Annotated in this window: 24 protein-coding genes; 8 read left to right on the plus strand and 16 right to left on the minus strand. The window is 73.0% G+C overall.

Going from position 1 to position 22,914, the window contains the following annotated elements:
- Nucleotides 1-12 precede the first annotated feature (12 nt).
- Entirely contained in the window at nucleotides 13-918 is a 906-nt protein-coding gene (locus tag HEP81_RS21120; protein ID WP_037653348.1) for a MurR/RpiR family transcriptional regulator, read from the minus strand.
- A gap of 56 nt (nucleotides 919-974) precedes the next feature.
- Between HEP81_RS21120 and HEP81_RS21125 the strand changes: the two genes are divergently transcribed.
- Nucleotides 975-1,358 (plus strand): hypothetical protein, encoded by a 384-nt coding sequence (locus HEP81_RS21125; RefSeq protein WP_037653347.1) that lies wholly within the window; start codon nucleotides 975-977, stop codon nucleotides 1,356-1,358.
- Nucleotides 1,359-1,365: 7 nt separating this feature from the next.
- Entirely contained in the window at nucleotides 1,366-1,644 is a 279-nt protein-coding gene (locus tag HEP81_RS21130) for a DUF4031 domain-containing protein (RefSeq protein WP_037653346.1), read from the plus strand.
- Between the two features lie 28 nt (nucleotides 1,645-1,672).
- Here the strand turns inward: HEP81_RS21130 and HEP81_RS21135 are convergent, their stop codons facing one another.
- From HEP81_RS21135 to HEP81_RS21150, 4 genes are read right to left on the minus strand one after another with little or no spacing between them, the layout of a single operon-like run.
- On the minus strand, nucleotides 1,673-2,743 hold the full coding sequence (locus HEP81_RS21135) for a GNAT family N-acetyltransferase (protein WP_078967229.1): 1,071 nt from the start codon (nucleotides 2,741-2,743) through the stop codon (nucleotides 1,673-1,675).
- 26 nt (nucleotides 2,744-2,769) lie between these two features.
- On the minus strand, nucleotides 2,770-3,414 hold the full coding sequence (locus HEP81_RS21140; protein ID WP_037653344.1) for an HD domain-containing protein: 645 nt from the start codon (nucleotides 3,412-3,414) through the stop codon (nucleotides 2,770-2,772).
- Between the two features lie 58 nt (nucleotides 3,415-3,472).
- Nucleotides 3,473-3,874 (minus strand): DNA-binding protein, encoded by a 402-nt coding sequence (locus HEP81_RS21145; protein ID WP_037653342.1) that lies wholly within the window; start codon nucleotides 3,872-3,874, stop codon nucleotides 3,473-3,475.
- A complete protein-coding gene (locus HEP81_RS21150) occupies nucleotides 3,871-4,119 on the minus strand; it encodes a type II toxin-antitoxin system CcdA family antitoxin (protein WP_037653341.1) in 249 nt (82 codons plus the stop codon). Before HEP81_RS21150 ends, HEP81_RS21145 begins: the two co-directional genes overlap by 4 nt.
- A 133-nt stretch (nucleotides 4,120-4,252) precedes the next feature.
- Here HEP81_RS21150 and HEP81_RS21155 point away from each other — a divergent pair, with 133 nt between their 5' ends.
- Entirely contained in the window at nucleotides 4,253-4,957 is a 705-nt protein-coding gene (locus tag HEP81_RS21155) for a copper homeostasis protein CutC (RefSeq protein ID WP_037653340.1), read from the plus strand.
- 52 nt (nucleotides 4,958-5,009) lie between these two features.
- On the opposite strand, the gene HEP81_RS21160 is transcribed toward HEP81_RS21155, so the two are convergent.
- Nucleotides 5,010-6,206 carry an FAD-dependent monooxygenase gene (locus HEP81_RS21160; RefSeq protein ID WP_037653339.1) on the minus strand — a complete coding sequence of 399 codons (1,197 nt, stop codon included), beginning with the start codon at nucleotides 6,204-6,206 and terminating at the stop codon, nucleotides 5,010-5,012.
- Between the two features lie 129 nt (nucleotides 6,207-6,335).
- On the opposite strand from HEP81_RS21160, the gene HEP81_RS21165 reads away from it, so the two are divergent.
- Entirely contained in the window at nucleotides 6,336-6,965 is a 630-nt protein-coding gene (locus tag HEP81_RS21165; RefSeq protein ID WP_078967228.1) for a TetR/AcrR family transcriptional regulator, read from the plus strand.
- A 120-nt stretch (nucleotides 6,966-7,085) separates the two neighbouring features.
- On the opposite strand, the gene HEP81_RS21170 is transcribed toward HEP81_RS21165, so the two are convergent.
- The 4 genes from HEP81_RS21170 to HEP81_RS21185 all read right to left on the minus strand — a co-directional run bounded on the left by HEP81_RS21170 (nucleotide 7,086) and on the right by HEP81_RS21185 (nucleotide 12,765).
- Complete coding sequence (locus tag HEP81_RS21170) at nucleotides 7,086-8,270, minus strand: flotillin family protein (protein ID WP_037653338.1); 1,185 nt, start codon at nucleotides 8,268-8,270, stop codon at nucleotides 7,086-7,088.
- Between the two features lie 13 nt (nucleotides 8,271-8,283).
- Entirely contained in the window at nucleotides 8,284-8,535 is a 252-nt protein-coding gene (locus tag HEP81_RS21175) for a hypothetical protein (RefSeq protein WP_037653337.1), read from the minus strand.
- A gap of 77 nt (nucleotides 8,536-8,612) precedes the next feature.
- A complete protein-coding gene (locus HEP81_RS21180; RefSeq protein ID WP_243279814.1) occupies nucleotides 8,613-10,595 on the minus strand; it encodes a HelD family protein in 1,983 nt (660 codons plus the stop codon).
- Nucleotides 10,596-10,920: 325 nt separating this feature from the next.
- Nucleotides 10,921-12,765: a choice-of-anchor A family protein gene (locus tag HEP81_RS21185; protein ID WP_190276019.1), complete on the minus strand. Its 1,845-nt coding sequence runs from the start codon at nucleotides 12,763-12,765 to the stop codon at nucleotides 10,921-10,923.
- Nucleotides 12,766-13,152: 387 nt separating this feature from the next.
- Between HEP81_RS21185 and HEP81_RS21190 the strand changes: the two genes are divergently transcribed.
- A complete protein-coding gene (locus tag HEP81_RS21190) occupies nucleotides 13,153-13,335 on the plus strand; it encodes a hypothetical protein (protein ID WP_037653335.1) in 183 nt (60 codons plus the stop codon).
- A 31-nt stretch (nucleotides 13,336-13,366) separates the two neighbouring features.
- On the opposite strand, the gene HEP81_RS21195 is transcribed toward HEP81_RS21190, so the two are convergent.
- Together HEP81_RS21195 and HEP81_RS21200 are read right to left on the minus strand one after the other, a co-directional pair.
- On the minus strand, nucleotides 13,367-15,034 hold the full coding sequence (locus HEP81_RS21195) for a DNA repair helicase XPB (RefSeq protein WP_037653508.1): 1,668 nt from the start codon (nucleotides 15,032-15,034) through the stop codon (nucleotides 13,367-13,369).
- Nucleotides 15,035-15,139: 105 nt separating this feature from the next.
- Entirely contained in the window at nucleotides 15,140-17,794 is a 2,655-nt protein-coding gene (locus HEP81_RS21200; RefSeq protein ID WP_037653334.1) for a helicase-associated domain-containing protein, read from the minus strand.
- Nucleotides 17,795-17,903: 109 nt separating this feature from the next.
- On the opposite strand from HEP81_RS21200, the gene HEP81_RS21205 reads away from it, so the two are divergent.
- Complete coding sequence (locus HEP81_RS21205) at nucleotides 17,904-19,028, plus strand: membrane protein (protein ID WP_037653333.1); 1,125 nt, start codon at nucleotides 17,904-17,906, stop codon at nucleotides 19,026-19,028.
- 207 nt (nucleotides 19,029-19,235) lie between these two features.
- On the plus strand, nucleotides 19,236-19,853 hold the full coding sequence (locus tag HEP81_RS21210) for an HAD family hydrolase (RefSeq protein WP_037653332.1): 618 nt from the start codon (nucleotides 19,236-19,238) through the stop codon (nucleotides 19,851-19,853).
- Nucleotides 19,854-19,899: 46 nt separating this feature from the next.
- Here the strand turns inward: HEP81_RS21210 and HEP81_RS21215 are convergent, their stop codons facing one another.
- Entirely contained in the window at nucleotides 19,900-20,157 is a 258-nt protein-coding gene (locus tag HEP81_RS21215) for a hypothetical protein (protein WP_037653331.1), read from the minus strand.
- Nucleotides 20,158-20,319: 162 nt separating this feature from the next.
- Here HEP81_RS21215 and HEP81_RS42165 point away from each other — a divergent pair, with 162 nt between their 5' ends.
- A complete protein-coding gene (locus HEP81_RS42165; protein WP_037653330.1) occupies nucleotides 20,320-20,703 on the plus strand; it encodes a cold-shock protein in 384 nt (127 codons plus the stop codon).
- 23 nt (nucleotides 20,704-20,726) lie between these two features.
- Here HEP81_RS42165 and HEP81_RS21225 read toward each other — a convergent pair whose 3' ends face one another.
- Genes HEP81_RS21225 through HEP81_RS21235 form a run of 3 tightly spaced genes read right to left on the minus strand, consistent with a single transcriptional unit; the run spans nucleotide 20,727 to nucleotide 22,836 of the window.
- The gene (locus HEP81_RS21225) at nucleotides 20,727-21,575 is read right to left on the minus strand and encodes a 1,4-dihydroxy-6-naphtoate synthase (protein ID WP_037653329.1); all 849 of its coding nucleotides are present in this window, start codon (nucleotides 21,573-21,575) and stop codon (nucleotides 20,727-20,729) included.
- Complete coding sequence (locus HEP81_RS21230; RefSeq protein WP_078967227.1) at nucleotides 21,572-22,315, minus strand: futalosine hydrolase; 744 nt, start codon at nucleotides 22,313-22,315, stop codon at nucleotides 21,572-21,574. The genes HEP81_RS21225 and HEP81_RS21230 overlap by 4 nt, the downstream gene beginning before the upstream one ends.
- Nucleotides 22,316-22,338: 23 nt before the next feature.
- Nucleotides 22,339-22,836 (minus strand): hypothetical protein, encoded by a 498-nt coding sequence (locus tag HEP81_RS21235; protein WP_037653328.1) that lies wholly within the window; start codon nucleotides 22,834-22,836, stop codon nucleotides 22,339-22,341.
- Nucleotides 22,837-22,914: the final 78 nt, after the last annotated feature.

Raw genomic sequence — 22,914 nt, forward strand, 5'->3', positions numbered from 1 at the left:
CGGCGCAGGTGCTCACCTGGAGTTGCTGCGATGCCGGTGCGCCAGCGCCTCGTACGAGGCGGCGAGCGAGGGTGCCGCCGTCTCGTACGTGCGCTGGGCCACTCCCACGAACAGGCAGTCCACCACGAGCAGTTGGCTCGTCCGCGAGGACATCGCGGCCGGGCGCAGCTCGGTCTCCCGTGAGGTGGACGTGGTCAGTACGTGGTCGGCGTACTGGGTGACCGGTGAGTCGGGGCGGCCGGTGATGGCCACGGTGGTCGCCCCGCGCTCGAAGGCGGCCCGCAGCGGCTCGATGACGTCCCCCGTCGAGCCGGAGTGGGTGATCGCGATCGCCACGTCGCCCGAGCGGAGCTGGACGGCGTTGGTCACGGCGAGATGCGGATCGCTGTGCGCATGCGCTATGAGCCCTATGCGCAGCAGCTTCTGGGTGAGGTCCTGGGCGACGAGTCCGGACGCCCCTATGCCGTACACATCGGTGCGGCGGGCTGCGGCGAGCGCGGTGACGGCCGCGCCGAGCTGGCCGGTGTCGAGTCCGGCGGCGGTGTCGGCGAGGGTCTGCTGCTCCTCGTACGCCAGTTTGGTGACGACGTCGGCGATCGGGTCGTCCACGGCGATGTCGGTGGTGATGGCGGGCGCCCGCCCGGACTGCTGCTGGGCGGCCAGACCCGCGAGGGCGAGCCGCAGATCCCGGTAGCCGGGGTAGCCGAGCAGCCGCGCGGTGCGGACGACGGTGGCCTCGCTGGTGCCGGTCAGTTCGGCGAGGCCGGTGACCGTGAGGGCGGCGCAGCCGGCCGGGTCGCTCGCGACGGCCTCGGCGACGCGCTGCATGGACCGGGTCATCGACGGCGCGAGGGTGCGCACCTTGGCGGCGAGCGAGCCCACCGGACTGCCGAAACTTTCCTTCACGTCCTGGGTCACCTCTGAAAGATATTTTCGGTTCGGTGTCCGGGTCAAGAGTGCGCACAATGGGTCGTATGGAGCCCATCAGTCCCCTTGAACAGGCCTTGCACGCCGCCCGCGCCCTGGTCCTCGCCGATCTCGTGGCCGGCCGGGTCGCCGAGGCGGACGTGGTCTCGCTGGTCGAGGACTCCGTCACACAGCGGCGCTGGTGGGTCGAGCAGTGGCCGGACGGCGTGCCCTTCGTGGCCGGTCTGGTCGCCCAGGACGTGCAGGACGCGCTGCTGGAGCGGTACGGCCGCTGGCCGCTGTGCCCGGTCTGCGGCTCGGGCGACCCGCACGCGCTGGAGGTGGAGCCCGAACTGGGCCCCGATCCGCACTGGGTGTGCCATCAGGCGGGCGTCAAGGTCGCGGCCGTCGGCCTGCTGGGCTCCGCCATCGGCCCGGCCCCGTCCTCGTGAGGCGTCCGTGACGGTGTACATCGACCCGCCCACCTGGCCGGGCCACGGGCGTCTGTGGTCGCACCTGGTCAGCGATGTGTCGTACCGCGAACTCCAGCTGTTCGCCGATGGGTTGGGGGTGCCCCGGCGGGCCTTCGAACGCGATCACTACGACCTTCCCGCGCACCGGTACGCGGACGCGGTGGCGGCCGGTGCGGTGGAGGTCGGCAGCCGTGAACTGGTGCGGCTGCTGCGGGAGTCGGGGCTGCGGCGGCCCAAGGGCCTGGTGCGGCGGGGGCTTTCGTAGCCGCCCCCGCGCGGTCACCGGGTGGCGTTCACGCGTGCAGCTCGTAGGCCAGGAGCCGGTCGTCGATCGCGCCCGCCGGTTCGAAACCGGCGCGGGTGAGGACCCGCTGGGAGGCGGTGTTGGCCTTCTGCGCCCGTGCGTACAGCGTCCGTACGTCCTCGCGGGCCAGCGCCCAGCGGGACAGCGCGCGCAGCGCCTCCGTGGCGTACCCCTGGCCGCGGACCTCCTTGACGAGGTTGTAGCCGATCTCCACCCGGCCGTCCTCGTCCGGGGCGCCGTGGAAGCCAAGGGCGCCGACCGCGCGGCCGTCCTCGGCGCGGACGAGGGTGAAGGAGGTGAACTCGGGCCGGTGGACGCCCGCTTCGTACGCCTTCAGGAGCATCCTGGCGGCGTCCCGGGTGCCCTCCTCGGGGCCGTCGCCGATCCAGTCGAAGCCGCCGTCGCCGCCGAGGGCGAGATCGCGGGCGGCGGCCGGGCGGACGCCGGTGAGGGTGAGGCGCTCGGTGCTCAGGACGAGGTTGTTGTACCAGCGCCACTCGGTGACCGGGGCCCGGCCGGGCAGCTCGCCGCGGCCGGTCGCCCACAACAGGGTCGGCCAGGGGCTGGGGCCGGGCTGGATGTGCGGGAAGATCGTGGCGAGGACGGACTCGGCGAGCTCGGCGGACGGCTCGTAGGGGAGGCCGAGGCCCTCGGCCATGTCATGGGTGTGCAGCAGGACTTCGGTGACGCCCATCGCGGCGAAGCCCGAGCGGTCGGCGTCGCGGAACGGGTAGGGGTGGAAGGCGCGGACGTCCGGCGGCGCGGTGACCACGGCGGCGGCGAGCAGCGCGCCGGTGGCCTCCAGGACCTGGATCAGCCCCGCGTTGTCGGTGCCCTCGTCCAGCTTCAGCTCGAAGGGTATGTAGGCGCCCTGGGCGCGCCCGGCCAGATTGGCGGCGTACGCCACGAGGTCGTCCGCGACATGCACGGCGGTGGTGTGGCAGTCCCACTCCACCCGCCCGGCGCGGACGCTCCGCCAGTCCCGGTCGGCCGCCGCGCGCAGCACGGCCAGACACCCGGCAACGGCCTCGGTCACATGTTCCCCGCTCATCGCTCGCATGGGCGCACCCTAGGCAGGGGACGGCGTCAGGGCGACAGCATTTCCAGTTCGGCGGCTAGGTTGTAGCGGGCGGTGGCCGTCCAGTGCTCCCGGCCGTAGGGGGTGTGGAACAGCCGTGGCAGCGCGAGGAGTTGGCGCAGCACATCGGAACGCCCCTGCCGGAAGGCGTCGTCGGGGACGAAGTGGTACTCCTCGCGGACCTCGGCGGCGTAGGCGGCGTACGCCGACGGAGGCGCGGCCAGGATCGCCAGGTCGGCGTCGCACAGCACCTGGCCGTCGCGGTCGTCCTCGGCCGGGTCGTGCGTGACGGTCAGCCGGACGAGCCGGGCCACCTCCGCGACCTTCGACGGCTCCACCCCGGCCTCCGGCAGCGCGCGCTCGGCCAGGTGCGCCGAACGCTCCTCGTTCTCGGAACGGTCCGGCAGATAGACGGCGTCGTGGAACCAGGCGGCCAGGCGTACGACATCGGGGTCGGCCGCGTGCGCCTCCAGCACGTCGACATGGTCCAGGACCGCGGTGAGGTGGGTCAGCGTGTGGTAGTGCCGCTGGGGTTCCTGCCAGCGGGCGAGCAGATTGTCCGCGTAGGGCACGGGATCCGGACCGCCCTCGCCACCGCGGGCGGCGTCCAGGGCGCGGGCGAAACGGAGACGGAGGGCGTCGAGGTCGGCCATGGGGTCATTCTCTTACGGCCGGGCGACGCGTCCGCTTGGATGCCGGCGGTCCGGACGCTCAGATGCCGATGATCCGGACGCGGTCGCCGCACAAGCGGGCCATGTCGTCGACGTCGGACGTCAGTATGGCCACCGGACCCGGCTGGCGCAGGGCCATCTCGGCGACGGTCGCGTCGATCGCGTACTTGTGGCCGTGCAGGCCCGTGTTCTTGAGGAGTTCGGCGGACGCCCTCGCCGCGCTCTCGGTCACCGGCTCGACCTTGACGCGGGACAAGACCCATCGCAGCCGGGGCATGTTCGCTCGCGCGTGGCTGACTTCCACGATGGTGTTGGCTCCGATGACGACATCCGCGCCCATGGCATGGAGCACCTGGAACATCGCAAGGATCTTGCGGTCCTGTGCGATCCAGGCGGAAACCCCCTGGGAGTCCAGTACGACGGTCTCGACGTGCTCGTTCACGCCGCGTTCGCCGGGCCCTCGGCGCCTGTCGCCCCGAAAATCCTGGAGTGGGCCTCCGCCAGTTCCTCCTCGGTGAAGGACCCGTGCTCCTCCTGGTGGCGCAGTAGGTCGGCGCCGAGCAGCCGATGCCGCAGTTGCCGTGCCACGGCCTCGGCGACATAGCCGGAGACGTTGTCGGTGAGTTTCCTCAGTTCGGCGACCTGCTCGGTCGGCAGTGTCACCGTGATCCGTGTTGTATCCGCCATGGTGCGAGCATACTGCGGTATGCGCGAACTGTGCACAGCTCGTTACGTCCGTGGCGTACTGGCGCGCCCGGCCGCGTACTCTTAAATTGGACTAGACCTCTACTGGATCTTTGGTCGCGACGAATGGGGTGCCATGAGCAAGCGTGCAGTCCTGGAGGTGATCGCCCTCGACATCGAGGACGCGGTCGCCGCCCAGGCCGGAGGCGCGGATCGCCTGGAGCTGGTCACCGAGATGGCCGCCGACGGGCTCACCCCGTCCGCCGCCACCGTCGCCGGCATCCGTGCCGCCGTCGACATCGACCTGCGCGTGATGCTCCGCCTGGCGGACGGGTTCGCGGCCGGTGACATGGCCCGGCTGCTGCGGGTGGTGGAGGAGATGCGGGCGGCCGGCGCCGACCAGTTCGTGCTGGGGTTCCTCGACGCGGACGGGGGAGTGGACCTGGCCGCCGTGGAGCGGGTGGCCGGTGCGCTGGAGGGCTGCCGGTGGACCTTCCACCGCGCGATCGACCGGGCCGCCGACCGCGACGCCCTGCGCAAGCAGCTCGCCGACCTGCCCGGCCTCGACACCTATCTCACCGCGGGCGCCGCCACCGGCGTCGACGAGGGGCTGCCGACCCTGCTGGCCGAGTACGGCCGCCGCGGCGAGCCGGGCTACGGCCAGACCGTCCTGGTCGGCGGCGGCCTCCGCCTCGACCATGTCCCGCCGCTGCTCGCCGCGGGCCTCGACGCCTTCCACATCGGCGGCGCGGCGCGTCCGCAGGGCTGGCACGGACCGGTCTCGGAAGGTGCCGTCAAGGAGTGGCGGCGGGTGCTGGACGGCGCGGTCGACCAGAGCTGACCGGGGCCGACCGGGGCTGACCTGGGTTTTCCCTGAGGGGCGGGCTGGTCCCTCAGGCCGGCTGCCCCTGTCCGTGCCCGGCCGCCAGGCGGGTGAAGGTCTTCGCCAGCGGGGGCTTCTGGATCTGGCGGATCAGCCAGGCGACGGTGTGGATGCCGAGTTCGGTACGGGGCGCCGCCTGCCGCACCCGCCCCGGGAACAGCCGCTGGGCGTTTTGTACGCGCGGCCGCATCGCGGTCTCGTACGCGGTGAGCGCGTCCGAGAGGCGGTGCGGCAGCCGCAGGGCGTCGGCCGCACCGACGGCGTCGGCCAGCGCCGCCGCGCCGCGCAGCGCCAGGGCGGTGCCGAGACCGCTGAGCGGGCTCGCGCACCAGGCGCTGTCCCCGAGCAGCACCACCCGGCCGTCGGACCACTTCGGCACCTGGATCTGGTCGAAGGTGTCGAGGGCGAAGTCGGGCGCCTGCCGCGCGGCGGCGAGAAGCTCCCGGGTGCGCCAGCCCACATCCGCGAACACCTGGTCGAGCAGAGCGAATTGGGCCTCCCGGTCGCGTCGCGGCGGCAGTGTCGTCGCCGCGAAGGTGAACCCGATCTCCTGCTGGCCCGGATGCCCCGGACGTGCCTCGACGGAGCGGCTGCCCGGCGCGTTGTGCGTGATGAACCAGCCGTCGACCGGGGGTGTCGCCGGGGTCTCGTCCATGGTGAACCAGGCGTGCGCGAGGCCCAGTTGGCGGCGGAAGACCTCCTCGGGTCCGAAGCGCAGCCGCCGCACCCGCGAGTGCGCCCCGTCCGCGCCGATCACCAGGTCGAACTCGGCGGGCGGCGCGTGCCGGAACCGTACCGACACCCCGTTCGGGGCGTCCTCCAGCGCCTCCACGGTCTCCCCGAAGAGATGCGTGACCTGCGCGCCGGCCGCGTCGTGCAGGACGCGGGCGAGGTCCGAGCGGAGCAGCTCCTCCTTGGAGACATAGCCGTTGCCGCCGAACGCCTCCACGGGCATCTCCGCGAGCCGCCGTCCGTCGCCGTCCACCCAGGCCGCGCCGCGCTGGTCCACCAGCCGGGCGAGAACCTCGTCGAGCAGTCCGAGCCGGTCGAGCACCGCACGGCAGTCGCCGCGCAGATCGACGGACTGACCGCCGCCGCGCAGCTCCGGGGCGATCTCCGCGACGGTGACCTCCCAGCCGGCCCGTCCCAGCATGAGCGCGACGGTGTCGCCCGCGATGCCCGCACCCACCACAAGTACCCGAGGCATGACCCCCACCTTCCTAACGCGAATGTCTTGCGTTTGAGAGTACGGCAAGGGAGGCCGCTAATGCGAGTCGATCGCGTTAGTGGTGGATATCCGGCCACTAACGCGAGGGAGTCGCGGTAGCATGGACGTATGACGCAAGCAGCAGGGACGATCCGTCCAGGAGGCAGATCCGCCAAGACGCGGGACGCGGTGCACGCGGCGGTCCGGGCGCTGCTCGACACCTCGCCGGACGGCACGGTCACGGTGGCGGAGGTGGCCGAGCGCTCCGGGGTGCACCCCGCGACCATCTACCGGCGCTGGCGCACCCCCGAGGGGCTTGTCCTCGACACCCTCTTCGAGGAGCTGAGCCGGCGCTCGCCGCTGCCCGTCACCGGGGACCTGCGGGCCGACGCGCTGGTCTACACCCAGCGGCTGCTCGCGGACCTGTGCGAGGACAAGAACCTGGCGCTGGCCAGGGCGTTCGCCGCCGCGACCCGCTCGGGGACGCTCGACGCCGACGGGCTGAACCAGTTCGTCGAACCCCGCACCCGCCAGATCGAGGCGATGCTCACCGCCGCGGGCACCGGCGAACTGGACGTCCAGGACGTCCTGGAACTGATCCTCGCCCCCGCCTACACCCACGCCCTGCTGGCCAACCCGCTGCGCACCGACGCCGACGCGGAACGCCTGGTCGACAACCTCCTCGCCGTCCTCGCCCAGCGCCGGGCGCGCGCCGGAGCGGCGGGGGATGACACCGGAGCCCTGGAGGGCGACGGCTGAGCCGGCGTACGACACGGACCGCCCGAGCCGCCGTAGCGCGCGGGCCAACGCGAACCGCCCCGCCCCCGGCCGATTTCTCGGTCCGGGGGCGGGGCGGGGGCGGTCGGGTGCCGGGTGGCTCTAGTCGACGTCCACCGGGCCGTCGTCCGACTTCTTCTCGCGGCGGGCGCTGAGCTGGAGCAGGCCGTTGTCGCGGGACTGCTCGGAGCCGGGGCCCCCGGACTCCTGGCCGCCGAGGTTCTGGCGGACCGAGTCCAGGATGGTCAGGCCCTGGGAGACCAGGCCGGCCGCGATCTCGCCGAGGCCGTCCGCGCCGTTCAGGACGTTGACGTTGGCGCCCGCGAGACCGCCGGCCGCCTCCTTCACGATCTGCGGCAGCTGGTCGATCAGCATCCGGTCCAGCGCGACCCGGTCGTACGACGCCGCCGCCTCCGCCTGGATCTTCATCCGCTGGGCCTCGGCCGCCGCGAGGATCCTGACCCGCTCGGCCTCCGCCTCCGCGGGCTTGACGACCTCGGACACCAGCTGCTTCTGCCGCAGCAGGGCCTGACGCTCGGCCAACTTCGTCTGCGCGTCCAGCACTTCCTGCTGTGCGTGCGCCTGCGCCAGCGGACCGGCCTGCGCCGCCTGCGCCTCCGCCCGGTCCACCTCGGCCGAGTACTCGGCCTTGACGACGGCGGTCTGCCGGGCGAACTCCGCCTGCCGGCGGGCCGCCTCCTGCTCCGCCTCCACCGCGGCCTGCGTGGCCTGTGCCTGGGCGATCTGCGCCTGGCGCCGAATGGCCGCCTTGTGCGGGGCGGACATCGCTTCGATGTAACCGGTGTCGCCGTCGTCGATCGACTGGATCTGGAGCGAGTCCACGATCAGACCGATCTTGGCCATCTCCATCTTGGAGGTGTCCAGCACCTCGGCGGCCAGCTTCTGCCGCTCGGTGACGATCTCCTCGACCGTCATCGAGCCGATGATGGCACGCAGATGACCGGCGAAGATCCGGCCGGTCAGCACCGACATCTGGTCCTGGTCGGACAGGAAGCGCTGACCGGCGTTGATGATGCTCTCGGCGTCATTGCCGACCTTGAAGGCGATGACGGCGCGCACGTGCAGGGCGATGCCCTGCTTGGTCACACAGGTCTCGGTGACCTCCGACTCGCACATCGCGAGCGAGAGGAAGCGGGTCTTGCGGAAGAACGGGACCACGAACTTGCCGTGGCCCGTCACCACTCGGAACGGCGCGCCCCCCAGTCCCCGTCGTCCGCCCGAGATCAACATCGCCTCGTCCGGCGCGGGTACGCGGTATCCGAACATTTTCTTGTACTCCTCAGCAGGCGTCGACGGCGTCGCCGCCGAGCGCGTCCAATGGATCAGCCCACTCGATGACGCCGACCTCGCGGCATCCCCGTGATTCGATCACGAGGACCGTCGCTCCCGGCGGCAGGGGATCCTCCGACCAGGCGAGGAACGTCTCGGAGCCACCACGGACCCGGACCAGTACCTCGCCGGGTCCCGCGGATCCACGTGTTCCGATGAGCACCTTCCCCGTGCAGCCGATCACGGCCTCGTCCTGCGTCATCACCGGCCGTCCTCCTCGCGCTGGCCTCAGGATTCCGACGATAGACCCCCGCGGCCCGTGCACCAACGGGCAGGAGGTCACAGCACGTGCACGGACCCGGCCAGCTGCTCCGGCAGCGGCGCCGTGTGGGTCACCACGAGGCCGGAGACCGCACGGGTCAGGGCCACGTACAGGCGCCGCAGGCCGGTTCGCTCGTCCGGTTCGCCGTCGACCACCGCCCCCGGCTCGTCCAGCACCACGTAGTCGTACTCCAGACCCTTGGCGAGCGAGGCCGGGACCAGGGTCAGCCGCCTCTCGCGGGTCGTCTCCTCGCCCGGCGCGAGGTATCCGATCCCGGCCGCGGTCAGCGCCTCGGCCAGTGCGGGGATCCGGGCGTCGGCTGCGATCAGACCGGTCGAGCCCTCGTTGGCCAGCAACTCCTCGCACGCGGCGACGACTTGGCCCGCGCTCTCGATCGCACGGACCTCGAAGAAGCCGGGGTTCTCCCGGACGGAGGCCACCGGGGTCAGGCCCGGCGCGATGTACGGCAGCAGCCGGGAGGCGTACGTGATGACATCGGTCGGCACCCGGAAACCGGCCGTCAACTCCTCGATCACGCCATCCTGTTTGCCCAGATGGCCCAGCGCTTCGTCCCAACTCCGCGTCGCCCAGGGCGTGGTGCCCTGCGCCAGATCGCCGAGGACGGTCGCGCTGCCCGTGGTGCAGCGGCGGCCCACCGCCCGGTACTGCATGGGGGAGAGGTCCTGCGCCTCGTCCAGGACCACATGGCCGAGCGAGTGCGTGCGCTGGATCAGATCGGCGGCCTCGTCGATCAACACCGCGTCCGCGGCGGACCACTTGGCCGATTTCACGCTGCGGACCGGCTTGGCCCACAGGATCGTCTTGCGCTCGTCCTCGTCGAGGATCCCGGCCGCGTGCTGGTCCAGGAACTCCGGCTCGGTGAGCAGCCGCAGCACCAGCTTCGCCGGGTCGACGGCGGGCCAGATCGCCTTCACGGCCGCCTTCACCGCGCTGTTGCGCGCGACCGCGTCCTGCACCCGGTCGTCCGGCGCCTCCCCGGCCCGCTCCATCTGCACCAGCACCGCGTGCGCGATCCGCTGCGGCAGGGCCTCGCGGGCGGCGCCGTACCGGATCTCCCGGTCCAGCAACTGCCGTACCAGCTCCTCCAGTTCGTACGCGGGTACCCGCCAGCGCCGGGAGCCGCGCACGACCACGACCGGTTCCGTCGGCAGGGACACATACGAGTACAGGGCCCGGCGCAGCACCTCGGCCATCCGGGCGTCGCCCTTGATCACCGCGGCGGGCGCCTCGTCCGTGCCGCGCACCTCGACCTGTGCCACCAGGTCGTCCACGGTGGCCTGCTGCACGGACAGCTCGCCCAGCGCGGGCAGCACCTGCTCGATGTAGTGCAGGAAGGACTTGTTCGGGCCGATGACCAGGGTGCCGGTGCGGGCCAGCCGCTCGCGGTGCGCGTACAGCAGATACGCCACCCGGTGCAGGCCGACGGCGGTCTTCCCGGTGCCGGGGCCGCCCTGGACGCAGACGGTGCCGCCCAGCCCGCTGCGGACGATCTCGTCCTGCTCCGGCTGGATGGTGGCGACGATGTCCCGCATCGGGCCGACACGCGGCCGCTCGATCTCCCGCTGGAGCAGCTTGCTGGTGGTGGCCTCCTCGGCCGGGTCGGACAGCCGCTCGTCCTCGTACGCGGTCAGGTCCCCGCCGGTGTAGCCGAAGCGGCGGCGCAGCCCGATGTCCATCGGGTCCTTCTTGGACGCCCGGTAGAACGGCTGGGAGACCGGCGCGCGCCAGTCGATGACCATGGGGTCGCCGTCGGCGTCGTGCACGTGCCGGCGCCCGATGTAGAACTGCTCGCCCGACGCGCCCTCGGCCCGGTCCTCGCCGGGCGCGTGCAGGTAGTCGAGCCGGCCGAAGAACAGCGGGGTGTCGCTGAGGTCGGCCAGCGCCTTGACGCGGTCGTCGATCTGGCGGCTGAGCACCGCCGCGTTGACCCAGTTCGCGGTGACGTCCCGGATGTCCAGCGCCTCCACGTCCTCCCGCATGGCACGCAGCGCGGCCCGCGAGTCGGCGAGGTGCGAACGCTCCCGGGAGAGCGGGTCCCCTACGGGGTCGATGGCCTGTTCCTGCGCGGACGTGGACAAGGGGGTGCCTCCGGTGGGCCTGCTGCGGGCGGTACGACGGCGCCACCCGGTTTCCGTCCGGGCGGCAGCTCTCCGTGAGGGAGGCGGGCAAGAGAGAGGATTTTAGTGAGGGGGGTGGGGGGAACGCCAATGGATATTCGACGGGGGATATTCGACGGGGGCGGCACACAGCGGCCCGGCCGCCCACAGCTGGGCGGCCGGACCGGTGGCGGTGGCTCTTATGGGGTCAGTGCTTGGTCTTCTTGTCCTGCGGGCCGTAGTCGTAGCCGTACTCGCCGCCCTCTTCGCGGCGGGTGTTGGCGACGGTGATCGGCACCGGGGTGGTGCCGCTCTCCTCGGTCACGGTGAGGGGGCCGAAGACCTGGTTGGCGGGCAGGGCGTAGCCGCTCGGCACGGCCGTCTCGCGCAGGTAGTAGAGGCCGAGGGGGAGATCGCCGAAGACGCAGTGGCCCGCGGAGTCGGTGGTGCAGGGGGCGCCGGTGCGGGTGTCCGGGTCGGGGCCGGTGGTCTGGAGGCCGTCGACGCCGTTGGTCTCCCGCCACGCCTCGAAGACGGCCCCGGCCAGCGGGGCGCCGTTCGCCGCGTCCGTCTTGGTCAGCTCGATGGCTCCGGTCACCGGCGGCACCGGCGTACGGGTGTCGCGGACGGTGGCCTCGACGCCCGCCGACGCGTTCTCGGCGTTCAGCGTGAGCGGGCCGAAGACGTCCGGATCGGGCAGCTCGTAACCGTCGGGCGCCCCGGTCTCGCGCCAGTAGTAGGTGCCGGCTTCCGTGGTGGCGCCGCACCGGCCGTCGGCGCCGGTGGTGCAGTCCGTGACCTGCGTGTCCGGGTCGGCGCCGCCGGTCTGGAGCCCGGGGACGCCATTGGTCTCCCGCCACAGCTGGAACACGGCGCCCGCCAGGGCCGCGCCCGTCTCCTCGTCGGTCTTGTTGACCCGGACCTCACCGGTCACCGGCGGGGTCGGCGCGCAGTCGGGCAGATCGCCGTTGAACGGGTACGCGTGGAACTCCTGGCCGCCGCCCCCGCTCGCGGCACTGGTGTGGGTCAGCGAACCGGTCGTGAAGAAGCGGCCGTTGATGCCGGGCAGGGTGACCGTGGTCATGGACGCCTGGTCGCCGATCAGGAAGCTGCCCTGCATCTGCCCGGTGCCGACGAGATCGACGGTCGTGGCGTCGGGGAAGTTCCACAGCAGGCGCTCGCGGTAGGCGTTGAGCGGGTCGGTGCTGTCGTCGATGCCGCCGCTGTAGGTGTTGATGGTGCGGTTCGCGCCGTAGACGTTGACCAGGACGGTGGCCCCGGCCGGGACGTCGCGGAAGACGATGCCCTGCTGGGCGCCGTTCGGGCCCGCCAGGTCGAAGTCCACGTCGAAGACCTGGAGCGCGGAGGTGCCGTCGCCGGTGAACACCGTCTGCGAGCCCTGGTTGACCGCCGTCCCGGTGGGCCGCCGGTGCGCCCCGTCGACACGGGCGTAGCACCGGCTGGCCGCGGTCAGCTCACCGCGCAGGGCGGTGTACGGCTGCGCCGCCGCCGGGTCGTGCACCAGCCGCCCGGTGACCTGGCCGCTCTCGGTGCCCGCGTAGCGCACGGTGCCCTGCTCGCCGATGATCCCGCCGGTGGTGTCCAGGCGCTGGCCGCTCGCGATGGTCACATCGCCGCCGGTGGTCAGGAAGTCCGAGCCGTTCGGCGGGGGCACGCGCGAGCCGACGCCGACGATGCCGAGGTTGTACTGGGCGCTGACACCTGCCTGCTTCTGCTGGTCGAAGTCGTTCAGGACGACCACCCGGCCCTCGGCCTCGGCGGCCCGGCCGCGCACCAGGAAGTCATGGCCGACGAAGATGTTGATCGCGGCGTCCCGGCCGGCGATCGGGCCGTTGTTGATGCCGGGGAACGGGTCGGGGCAACTGCCGGGGACGCAGGGGCCGAGGCCGCCGGGCAGGGTGGCCGCTGCGGCGGGTACGGCACCGAGGCCGAGGGCGAGCGCGGGCACGGTCGTCGCCACGACGGCCCAGGAGGCACCGGTGCCGCCCACACGTGAACACAGCGTCCGCAAACGCTGGGTGAGGATGCTCATGCCCGGCATGTTCGCCGGGGCGGGCTGTCAGCGGCGGCGATGACACATGGCGGCGGCAATCACCGCGGCAAGGTCATACGAACGGAGCCCCCCTCTACTCCGCACGGCCCCCGGGCCTGTACTCCGCGCGGCCCCGGCTCTGTACTCCGCGCGGTCCCCGGGCCTGTACGACGCACGGCTGGCGCTCCCTCGACTCCGTGCGGGTCCCGCGCCCTCGACTCCGCGTGGCTCCCGCCGCTCCGCTTCGCGCGGCCCCTAGGGGATGCGGGTGGGCCGGGTGTAGGGGTTGGGCCGGGGGCGGGTCCACCCTCGGGCGCAGACGGGGGGCGCTGGAAATGGACCCGTGGACCGATACCGCGAAGGGCCTCGGAGTTCCACCATGGAGTCATGAGCGCAGCAACCGTCTCCCCCTCCATTCCCCGCCCCCCGACCGGTGCCACGGCCGTGGACGGCGCCCCGCGCCACCTCCTGGGCAGCGCCCTGCGCGCGCTGAAGGTGTTCGCGGAGGCGGCGTTCGGCGTCGTCATCCTCGGCGAGTACGGCGAGGAAGCGGGCATACGCCGGGTGTGACGGCACCGCCCGCCACCCCCGGCCCTCCCCGTCAGCCCTCCGGCTCGGACCGGCCCTCCGCCTCCGCGAGGATCTCGTCCGCGTCCATGATCCGGTAGGCGTAGCCCTGCTCGGCCAGGAAGCGCTGGCGGTGGGCGGCGAAGTCCTGGTCGATGGTGTCGCGGGCCACGACCGAGTAGAAGTGGGCCTGGTGGCCGTCGGCCTTGGGCCGCAGCACCCGGCCGAGCCGCTGGGCCTCCTCCTGGCGGGAGCCGAAGGTGCCGGACACCTGGATGGCGACGGTGGCCTCGGGCAGGTCGATGGAGAAGTTCGCGACCTTGGACACCACCAGCACATTGATCTCGCCCTCACGGAAGGCGTCGAAGAGCTTCTCGCGCTGGGCGTTGGAGGTCTCGCCCTTGATCACCGGGGCGTTCAAGTGCTCGCCCAGCTCGTCGAGTTGGTCGATGTACTGCCCGATCACCAGGATCTGCTGGCCCGCGAACCTGCGGACGATCGCCTCCGTGACCTTCCGCTTGGTGTCCGTGGTGGCACAGAAGCGGTACTTCTCCTCCGTCTCGGCCGTCGCGTACGCCAGCCGCTCGGACTCCGTCAGATTCACCCGGACCTCGACGCAGTCGGCGGGCGCGATATAGCCCTGCGCCTCGATCTCCTTCCAGGGCGCGTCGAACCGCTTGGGCCCGATCAGGGAGAACACATCCGACTCACGGCCGTCCTCGCGCACCAGCGTGGCGGTCAGTCCCAGCCGCCGCCGTGCCTGGAGATCGGCGGTGAACTTGAAGACGGGAGCCGGCAGCAGATGCACCTCGTCGTAGACGATCAGCCCCCAGTCCCGGGAGTCGAACAGCTCCAGGTGCGGATAGACGCCCTTCCGCTTGGTCGTCAGCACCTGGTAGGTGGCGATGGTGACCGGGCGGATCTCCTTGCGGGTCCCGCTGTACTCGCCGATCTCGTCCTCGGTCAGCGAGGTCCGCTTCACCAGCTCGTGCTTCCACTGCCGGGCGGAGACGGTGTTGGTCACCAGGATCAGCGTGGTCGACTTCGCCTCCGCCATGGACGCGGCACCCACCAGCGTCTTGCCCGCACCGCAGGGCAGCACCACGACACCGCTGCCGCCGTGCCAGAAGTTCTCCACGGCCTGCTTCTGGTACGGCCGCAGGGTCCAGCCGTCCTCGCGCAGGTCGATGGGGTGCGCCTCGCCGTCCACATAGCCCGCGAGGTCCTCGGCCGGCCAGCCCAGCTTGAGCAGCGTCTGCTTGATCTGCCCGCGCTCGGAGGGGTGCACCACCACGGTGTCGGGGTCGATCCGCGCGCCGACCAGCGGACTGATCCGCTTGGACTTCAGGACCTCCTCCAGCACCGGCCGGTCGGTGGTCGTCAGGACCAGTCCGTGCGCGGGGTGCTTGGAGAGGGTGAGGCGGCCGTAGCGGTCCATCGTCTCGGCGATGTCCACGAGCAGCGCGTGCGGTACCGGGTACCTGCTGTACTCCACCAGCGCGTCCACGACCTGCTCCGCGTCGTGCCCCGCGGCCCGCGCGTTCCACAGCCCGAGCGGCGTGACCCGATAGGTGTGGATGTGCTCGGGCGCCCGCTCCAGCTCGGCGAACGGCGCGATGGCCCGCCGGCAGTCGTCGGCCCGCTCGTGGTCGACCTCCAGGAGCAGGGTCTTGTCGGACTGGACGATCAGTGGACCGTTCACGCGCGGCACACCCTTTCCACTACGGCCTTCACCGGGACCAAACGTCCAGTGTGCCCCATCCGGGGACGGTCGCGGAGGGTCGCGGGCCACCGTGACCGTGCCCGCTCACTCCTCGGCGAGTTCGGCGACCCCGGTGATGCGGTGCAGCGGGTAGGTGCGGACCTCGTCCGCCGTGTGGTCGTAGGCCGTCACGAAGCCGCCCTCCACGCGGATCGGGGCGATGACGCGCTGGCTGGCGGCGCCCTCGGCGTTGACGTAGCCGATCCACAGGGAGTCGCCGGTGAGCACCGCGGCCTGCACGGTGGCCAGGGTCTCGGCGGCGGAGGTGCGGGGCAGCTCACCGGCCGCCGGGTCGGTGCCGGTGGGCTTGCGGGGGGCCGTGGCGGCCAGGTCACCGGCCCGGATCGCGCGGATCGCGGCGGACAGGAGCGTGCCGTCGGGCGGCGGCGGGCCGTCCGGCACCGGCTCGGGCGCGGTCCGGGGCGGGGTGCGGTGGGCGTGCGCCCGGGTGATCAGCACATCGCCCTCGGCGGACTCGGCGGCGGGCGCGAAGCCCATCGCGCGCAGGCCCTCCAGCAGGGCGGCCGGGTCGGACTGGGCGGCCAGCACGGTCGGGGCGAGGCGGCGCAGGCGCAGGGTGGTGGCGCGCTTGTCGGCGAGGATCTCGGTCAGCAGGGCGTCGTCGTCGCAGCGGACGTACGCCGAGGCGGCGCCGATCCGCAGATGGCCGTGCTTACGGGCCACGTCGTCGATCAGATAGGCGAGCGGCTGCGGGATCGGGGTGCGCGAGTGCCGGGCGAGGAAGTCGTGCAGATCGGCGGCGGTCCGCCCGGCGTCCAGGGCCCGGCGCACCGACCCCGGAGTGAACCGGTACACCGTCGCGCCGCCCTTCGACTCCACGTCCGCGAGCACCCCGAGCATCTCCGCGAGCGGCCGCTCCAGCGGCCCCGGCGCGACCGCGGTCAGGTCGGCCTGGAGGAGGACGTGATCGAGGGGCTCGGGCAGGAGCGGGGCGAGGAGCCGGGCGGCGGTGGCGGTGGCGACGGCCTGTTCGGCGGGGGAGAGGGGGACGAGGGACGCGGGGGCGCTCGGGGCAGCTGCGAGGGCGGGGGCGGAGGCAGGGGCACGGTGGTGATGGACGGGGAGCTTGTCCCCGGGACCACCGGGCTCACCGCCACCGGGCATGCCACTCGCACCGGCCCGACCACCCGGACCCGGACCACCCGGACCCGGACCGTCCGAAGCTTCCGGTCCCGGTGCCCCCAGCAGTGCCCTGCCCTGTGTGGACAGCGCGCCGCGTCCCGTCACGCCCAGGAGTTCCGCCTCCGTGAGGGCCCAGCGGGCGAGGCGGGTGCGGAGGTCCTCGGCGGGGGTGCCCCGGCCGGGGCGGGGGGTGCCCGCGGTGCCCCGCAGGGGGCGTTCCCAGTGGAGCCGGGTCAGGATCGACTCGGGGGTGGGGGCGGCGCCCGCCGGGAGGCCGGCCAGCAGGGTCAGGACCCGGTGCCGTACCTCGGGCGCCGCCGAGCGGTCCAGGCCGGGGCCGAGCGCGGAGAGGGTACGGTCCTTCGCGTCCCGCCCGCCGACCAGGCCAGGCGCCCGGGTCGCCGTCAGCCAGGCCCCGGCGAGCAGCGCCCAGCGCTCGGCCGGGGGACGCTCCAGCCACTCGTCGTAGAAGGGGGTGGCGGCGTACCGCTCGTCGGCCTCGCCGTCGGAGGCCAACAGGCCTGCCGCATAGGCCAGTTCGACCCAGAACGCGGCGACCGGCTCGGGCGCGTCCAGGGCGACGGCGGTCCGCTTGAGATCGCGCACGCTGAGCCCGCCGGCCCGCAGCACCGCGGGCCCGCCCTCGTCCCAGTCCTTCAGCAGCTCCTCGACGGTGGCGAGCGCGGTGTGCGCCTGGCCGGCCGCCGCGGCGTCCACACCCTGTGGACGGTGGGTCGCGGCCGGCTCCACCGCGGGCGGCAGCGGCTCGGGCTCCCGGTGGGCGCGGCCCGCGCGCAGATGCAGGGCCACCTCGCGGGGCAGTACGACGGTGCCGGGAGCCGTCGGCAGCAGCAGGCCCCGGTCCAGCAGCCAGCGCAGATGGGCGGCCGGTTCCGGGGTGACCTGCCCGTACGGCGGCCCCCACACCAGCCGGGACAGCACCTCCAGAGAGCCCTCCGGCGCCCCGGAGAGCAGCTTGGCCATCTTCTTCCGATGGGTGAACAGCGAGGTCAGCGCGGTCACCGCCGACACCGAGTCATGGGTCGAGGCCAGCCCCGCCGTGGTCACGATCTCCTGGATCCGCCCCGGAGACATGCCCGAGGTCGCCTCGTGCACGGTGGGCCCGAGCCCGGTGGGCGAGGGGTGCCCCGGGGACGGCGCGAGCAGCTCGCGGGCGGTGCGCACCAGGCGCAGCCGCTCGTCGTCGCCCCACACCAGCGCCTGTTCGCGCAGGGTGGCGAGGGCGCGGGGGAGCGCGGCGGCCACCGTCTCGTCCCCGGCGTCCCCGGCCATCAGCCCGAGCAGCGCGGTGCCGGAGGCCGGGTCCGGGGCCACGGCCAGCGCCTCGGCGGTCTGTAGGGCGAAGCGGTCCAGCCGTTCCAGGGCCCGCAGCACCGAGGCCCGGGTGCCGGCCCGGGTGGCCAGCTGGGTCAGATCGGTGGGGACGGGCGTGATGAGGTCCGGGCGGCTGCGCAACAGCGCGGCCAGGGAGGCGTCGTCCCTGGCGCGGAGCGCCTCCGCGAGGGACCGAGGGGCTGGGTTGGCCTCTTGGCTCATCCGGCCAACGTTAGCGGGTTACCCCGGGCGGTTCAGCCGTGCCGGGCGGCGCCCGCTCTGCGCTACCGTCCTCACGGGGTTTCAGTCGGCGTCACCCCGGAGGGATTCCGTGGGCATCGAGAGCGACAAGGTCGTCTACGAGTACCTGAGCCGCGTCGGGGACATCGCGTCGCAGCGGCAGCTGCCGTCGTCCGCGCGCATGCGGCTGGTCTCGGAGCTGCGCAACGAGATCGACCGCGACCGGGCCAGGGCGACGGTGGACAGTCCCGCCGCGGTCCGCCGCATCCTGGACCGCCTGGGCACGCCCGACGAGGTGGTCGAGGCCGCGGGCGGCACCGGGTCCGCCGACGGCGCGGGCCGCCCCTCCGCGGCGGTACCGGCGCAGCCCGTGCCGCGTGCGCGGGAGCCGAAGCGCGCGGCGCCGGACGAGGAGCGACCGCGGGGTCTGCGCCGGGTCGTACCGCGACCGCGTCCCACCGAGCCGCGGCCCGAGCCCTCCGTTCCCAGGGACGCGCCGCGCGCCGCCTCGCACGAGCTGTGGGAGGCCGCGCCGGCGCCCGACCCCGACTGGTGGCGCACCGCGGACGGTCCCTTCGGCGGCGGCGGGCACAGCCCCTTCCTGGACACCGACCCGGTGCCGGGCTTCGTCGGCGGGGTGGAGATCCCGGACCTGCTGCGCCGCCCTCCGCACGAGATCGAGCGGGAGCGGCGCGAGCGGGCGGAACGGGAGGAGAAGGAGAGGGCGGCACAGGCCCCGCTTCCCGCTCCCGCCCGGCGCTTCGGTCTGTTCCCGCGCCGCGCCCCGGCGCCCGCCCCGGCTTTGGACAAGGCCCCCGGTCTCGCGCCGGACGCCGAGGCCGCCGCCCCCACCCGCCGGCTCCTGCCCGGTCCCGCGGGCGGCTGGTCCAACCCGTTCCTGCTGCTGGCCGCGGCCGCGCTGATCGTCGGGGCGGTGCTCGGCAACTGGTTCGCGCTGCTCGCGGGCTGGGCGATGGCCTACGCCTCCCGGCGGCTGAGCCCGTCCGAGAGCAAGTGGGCGGTGCTCGTGCTGCCCGGCACCGCGGTCGCCGCGGGCCTGGTGTGGCTGTGGGGACGGCAGAACGGCCGCTGGGGCGACCCGATCGCCCAGGGGCAGATGAACGACGCCGTCGCCCAGACCTGGCCCTGGGTGGTGCGGGGCGCGGCCGTCGCCTCGGCGCTCTACGTGCTGTGGCGCTCCCAGCGCAAAGGCTGACGCCCGCCGCAGCGCGGCAATGGCCGACGCCCGCGCGGCAATGGCCGACCCCGCGACACAGAGGCTGCCCCCCGACGCAGAGGCTGCTGCCCCCCTGACGCAGAGGCCGACCCTCGCGACGCCGAGGCTGGGGCGCGGCGCGGAGGCTGATGCCTGTGGCACAAAGGCCGAACGGGGGTCGGCGCGGTGTCGTACCGGCCTGGCACCATGTCCCCCATGGCCTCCCTCACCGTCGGCTTCGACCTCGACATGACCCTCATCGACTCCCGGCCGGGCATCCGCGCGTGCTACGTGGCGCTGGCGGAGCGTACGGGTACGTACATCGACGCCGACCTGGCGATCACCCGGCTCGGCCCGCCGCTCGCGGACGAGCTGGTGAACTGGTTCCCGGCCGAGCGGGTCCCCGCGATCGCCGATCTGTACCGGGAGATGTACCCGTCCATAGCCATCGCCGCGACCCCCGCCATGAAGGGCGCTCGCGAGGCCATGGCGGCGGTGCGCGCGGCCGGCGGCCGGACCATGGTGGTCACCGCCAAGTACGAGCCGAACGCGAAGCTGCACCTGTCCCATCTGGGCATCGAGCCCGACGTGGTCGTGGGCGACCTGTGGGCCGAGCAGAAGGCGCAGGCGCTGCGCGAGTACGGCGCGGGCGTGTACGTCGGCGACCACACCGGTGATGTGCGCGGGGCGCGTACCGCGGGCGCGCTGTCGGTCGCGGTGGCGACCGGACCCTGCCCCGCGGACGAACTGCGCGCGGCCGGGGCGGACGTCGTGCTGGACGACCTGGCCGCCTTCCCGGCCTGGCTGGCCGATTACCGCCCCTGACGGAGCCGGGTCCGACGGCCCTCAGGACCGGCCGCGGCGCTGGTCGCTACCGGGACGCCGCGGCACTCCTCGCCTGCCGCCGGCCGGCCGCGATCGACCGCAGCACTCCGGCGCCGGCGACGAGGAAGCCGACGCCCATGAGCATGCACAGTCCGTACATGTAGGTCGGAAACGGCTTGGTTCCGAGGAACAGCGGGACCATCGTGACCAGAGTGGCCAGGGCCCCGACGAAGAACACGATGGCGCCGGCACGGATCAGTCCGTCGCCGGGCCCGGCGGAATTCGCTTGGGTTTTGTCACGCACCGGACCAGGGTAGTTCCTGCGCGAGAGAACGACCGGGGGACGTCTTGTCACCGGGTCCAAGACCATTAGCCTTGATGACAGCGGGTCACGGCGACCCGCTGCATTGCTATCAAGAGCCGTTTCCGAGCAGTTTTCCCGACGAGTACGAGGACGAGGACAGACGTGCCTACCGGCAAGGTCAAGTGGTTCAACAGCGAGAAGGGCTTCGGCTTTCTCTCCCGTGACGACGGCGGTGACGTCTTCGTCCATTCCTCGGTTCTCCCCGCCGGAGTCGATGTGCTCAAGCCGGGACAGCGCGTGGAGTTCGGCGTGGTCGCCGGCCAGCGCGGCGACCAGGCGCTCTCGGTGGTCGTGCTCGACCCGACGCCCTCCGTGGCCGCCGCCCAGCGCAAGAAGCCCGATGAGCTGGCCTCGATCGTGCAGGACCTGACGACCCTCCTGGAGAACATCACCCCGATGCTGGAGAAGGGCCGCTACCCCGAGAAGGCCTCCGGCAAGAAGATCGCCGGGCTGCTCCGCGCGGTCGCCGACCAGCTGGACGTCTGAGCCGCCTCGACGTCCGGCCCACCTCAGGGGAAAGCGAGCGCGTCCGGGCCGAGGGGCGGTACCAGTCCCTCGGCCGCGGCCCGGGTGAGCAGCCCGCGGATCGCCGCGTAGCCGTCCTCGCCGAGGTCGGCGGTGAACTCGTTGACGTACAGCCCGATGTGCTGGTCGGCCACCGCCGGGTCCATCTCCTGGGCGTGCGCCATGACATACGGCCTGGAGACCTCGGGCGCGTCCCACGCGGCCCGTACGGAGGCGCGTACGGACTCCGCGAGCTGCTTCAGCGTCTCGGCGCCCAGCGACCGCTTGGCGAGGATCGCGCCCAGCGGGATCGGCAGCCCGGTCGTCCGCTCCCAGTGCTCGCCCATGTCGGCGAGCTTGTGCAGCCCGTAGTTCTGATAGGTGAACCGGGCCTCGTGGATCACCAGGCCCGCGTCCACCTTGCCGTCCCGCACGGCCGGCATGATCTCGTGGAACGGCATGACCACGATCTCGCCGACCCCACCGGGCACCGTGTCGGCGGCCCACAGCCGGAACAGCAGATACGCCGTCGACTTCTCGCTGGGCACCGCGACCGTACGGCCCGTCAGATCGACACCGGCCTCCCGCGTGAGCACCAGCGGCCCGCAGCCCCGGCCCAGCGCGCCGCCGCAGGGCAGCAGCGCGTACTCGTCGAGGACGTACGGCAGGACGGCGTACGACACCTTCAGCACATCGAACTCACCGCGCTCGGCCATGCCGTTGGTGATGTCGATGTCGGCGAAGGTCACGTCCAGCGCGGGGGCGCCGGGGACCCGGCCGTGGGCGAGGGCGTCGAAGACGAAGGTGTCGTTGGGGCAGGGCGAGTACGCGATCTGCAAGGGCTCACTGGTCATACGGATTTCCAACTCTCCAATGCGGGCGCGAACTTCCCAAAGGCCGCGGTGAGGGCGGCGAGGGCGTCGCCGATGCGCCAGGCGGCGCGGTCGCGCGGGCCGACCGGGTTGGAGATCGCGCGGACCTCCAGTACCGGGACGCCCTGGGCGTCCGCGGCCTCGGCGACCCCGAAGCCCTCCATGCCCTCGGCGAGCGCGCGGGGGTGCCGGGTGCGCAGCGCGGCGGCGCGGGCGGCGGTGCCGGTCACGGTGGACACGGTCAGGACCGTGCCGGCGCGGGCTCCGGTGGCCTCGGCCACGGCCCGTACGAGTGATTCCGGCGGGCGATGGGTGACGGTCCCGAACCCCAGTTCGGTGACCGGGAGAAAGCCGTCGGCGGTCTCGGCGCCCAGGTCGGCGACGGTGATCGCGTCGGCGACGACGAGCGAGCCGAGCGGCGCCCCGGGCGCGAACCCGCCGCCGATCCCGGCCGAGACGACCAGGTCGTAGGGGGTCCCGGCGAGCGCGGCCGCGGTGAGCGCGGCACCGGTGGCGGCCGCGGCCCGCGCGGGACCGACCCCGGCGGCGAGCAGATCGATCACGGCGGCGGTACGACGGGGGTCGGCATCCGCGGTCGTACCGGACGGGCCGGCGCCGGCGGTCGTACGGAGCAGCACCGCGCCCGGCAGCCGTACCTCTTGCCCGGGCTCGGGGAACGCCCGTGCCACCGCGTCCCGTTCGGCGGGGACCGCGGTGGCCACGAGAACACGTGCGGACGTCGTGATCAGGCCTTCTTCAGCTTGAAGGACCACACGCCCTTGGTCGGGTTGGAGCCCATCTGGATCACCAGCGTGTTGGAGTTGCCGCCGGTGCCGTACTGCTCGTTGAAGAACGCGTTGCCCGGCAGGGTGCGGTACGTCTCCTTGCTCAGGCTGGTGAAGGGGCGGCCGTTGACCAGCACGGCCCAGCCGGCGTCCGCGATCTTCGGGTCGACGCCGATCCGGACCGTCGAGTCCTCGCCGACCGAGATCGCCTTCGCGTCGCCGGTCTTCTTGGCGCACTCGGTCAGGGCCTTGGCGTCGAGCGCGTTGCCGTCGTTGTAGCAGACCGCCTCGGAGCTCACGGTGTCCCGGCCGACGGTGATGGTCGCGGTGGGCGTCGGCTTGTCGCAGGCGGACAGGACGAGCAGTCCGGCGGCAACGGCGCCGGCGGCGGCGACGGCGCGGCGGCGCCGCGCGACGCGGTGTACTTCAGCGGCTTCGCCGCGGGGCAGCGTGGTCATGGTCGAAAGATTATCGGTCGCCCGGAGCCGTCCGCCCACGCGGGGTGCGGCGTGCCCGGTTCGTTACGCCAGTCGTGT

The sequence above is a fragment of the Streptomyces griseofuscus genome (assembly GCF_014673495.1).
Classification (GTDB): Bacteria; Actinomycetota; Actinomycetes; order Streptomycetales; family Streptomycetaceae; genus Streptomyces; species Streptomyces murinus.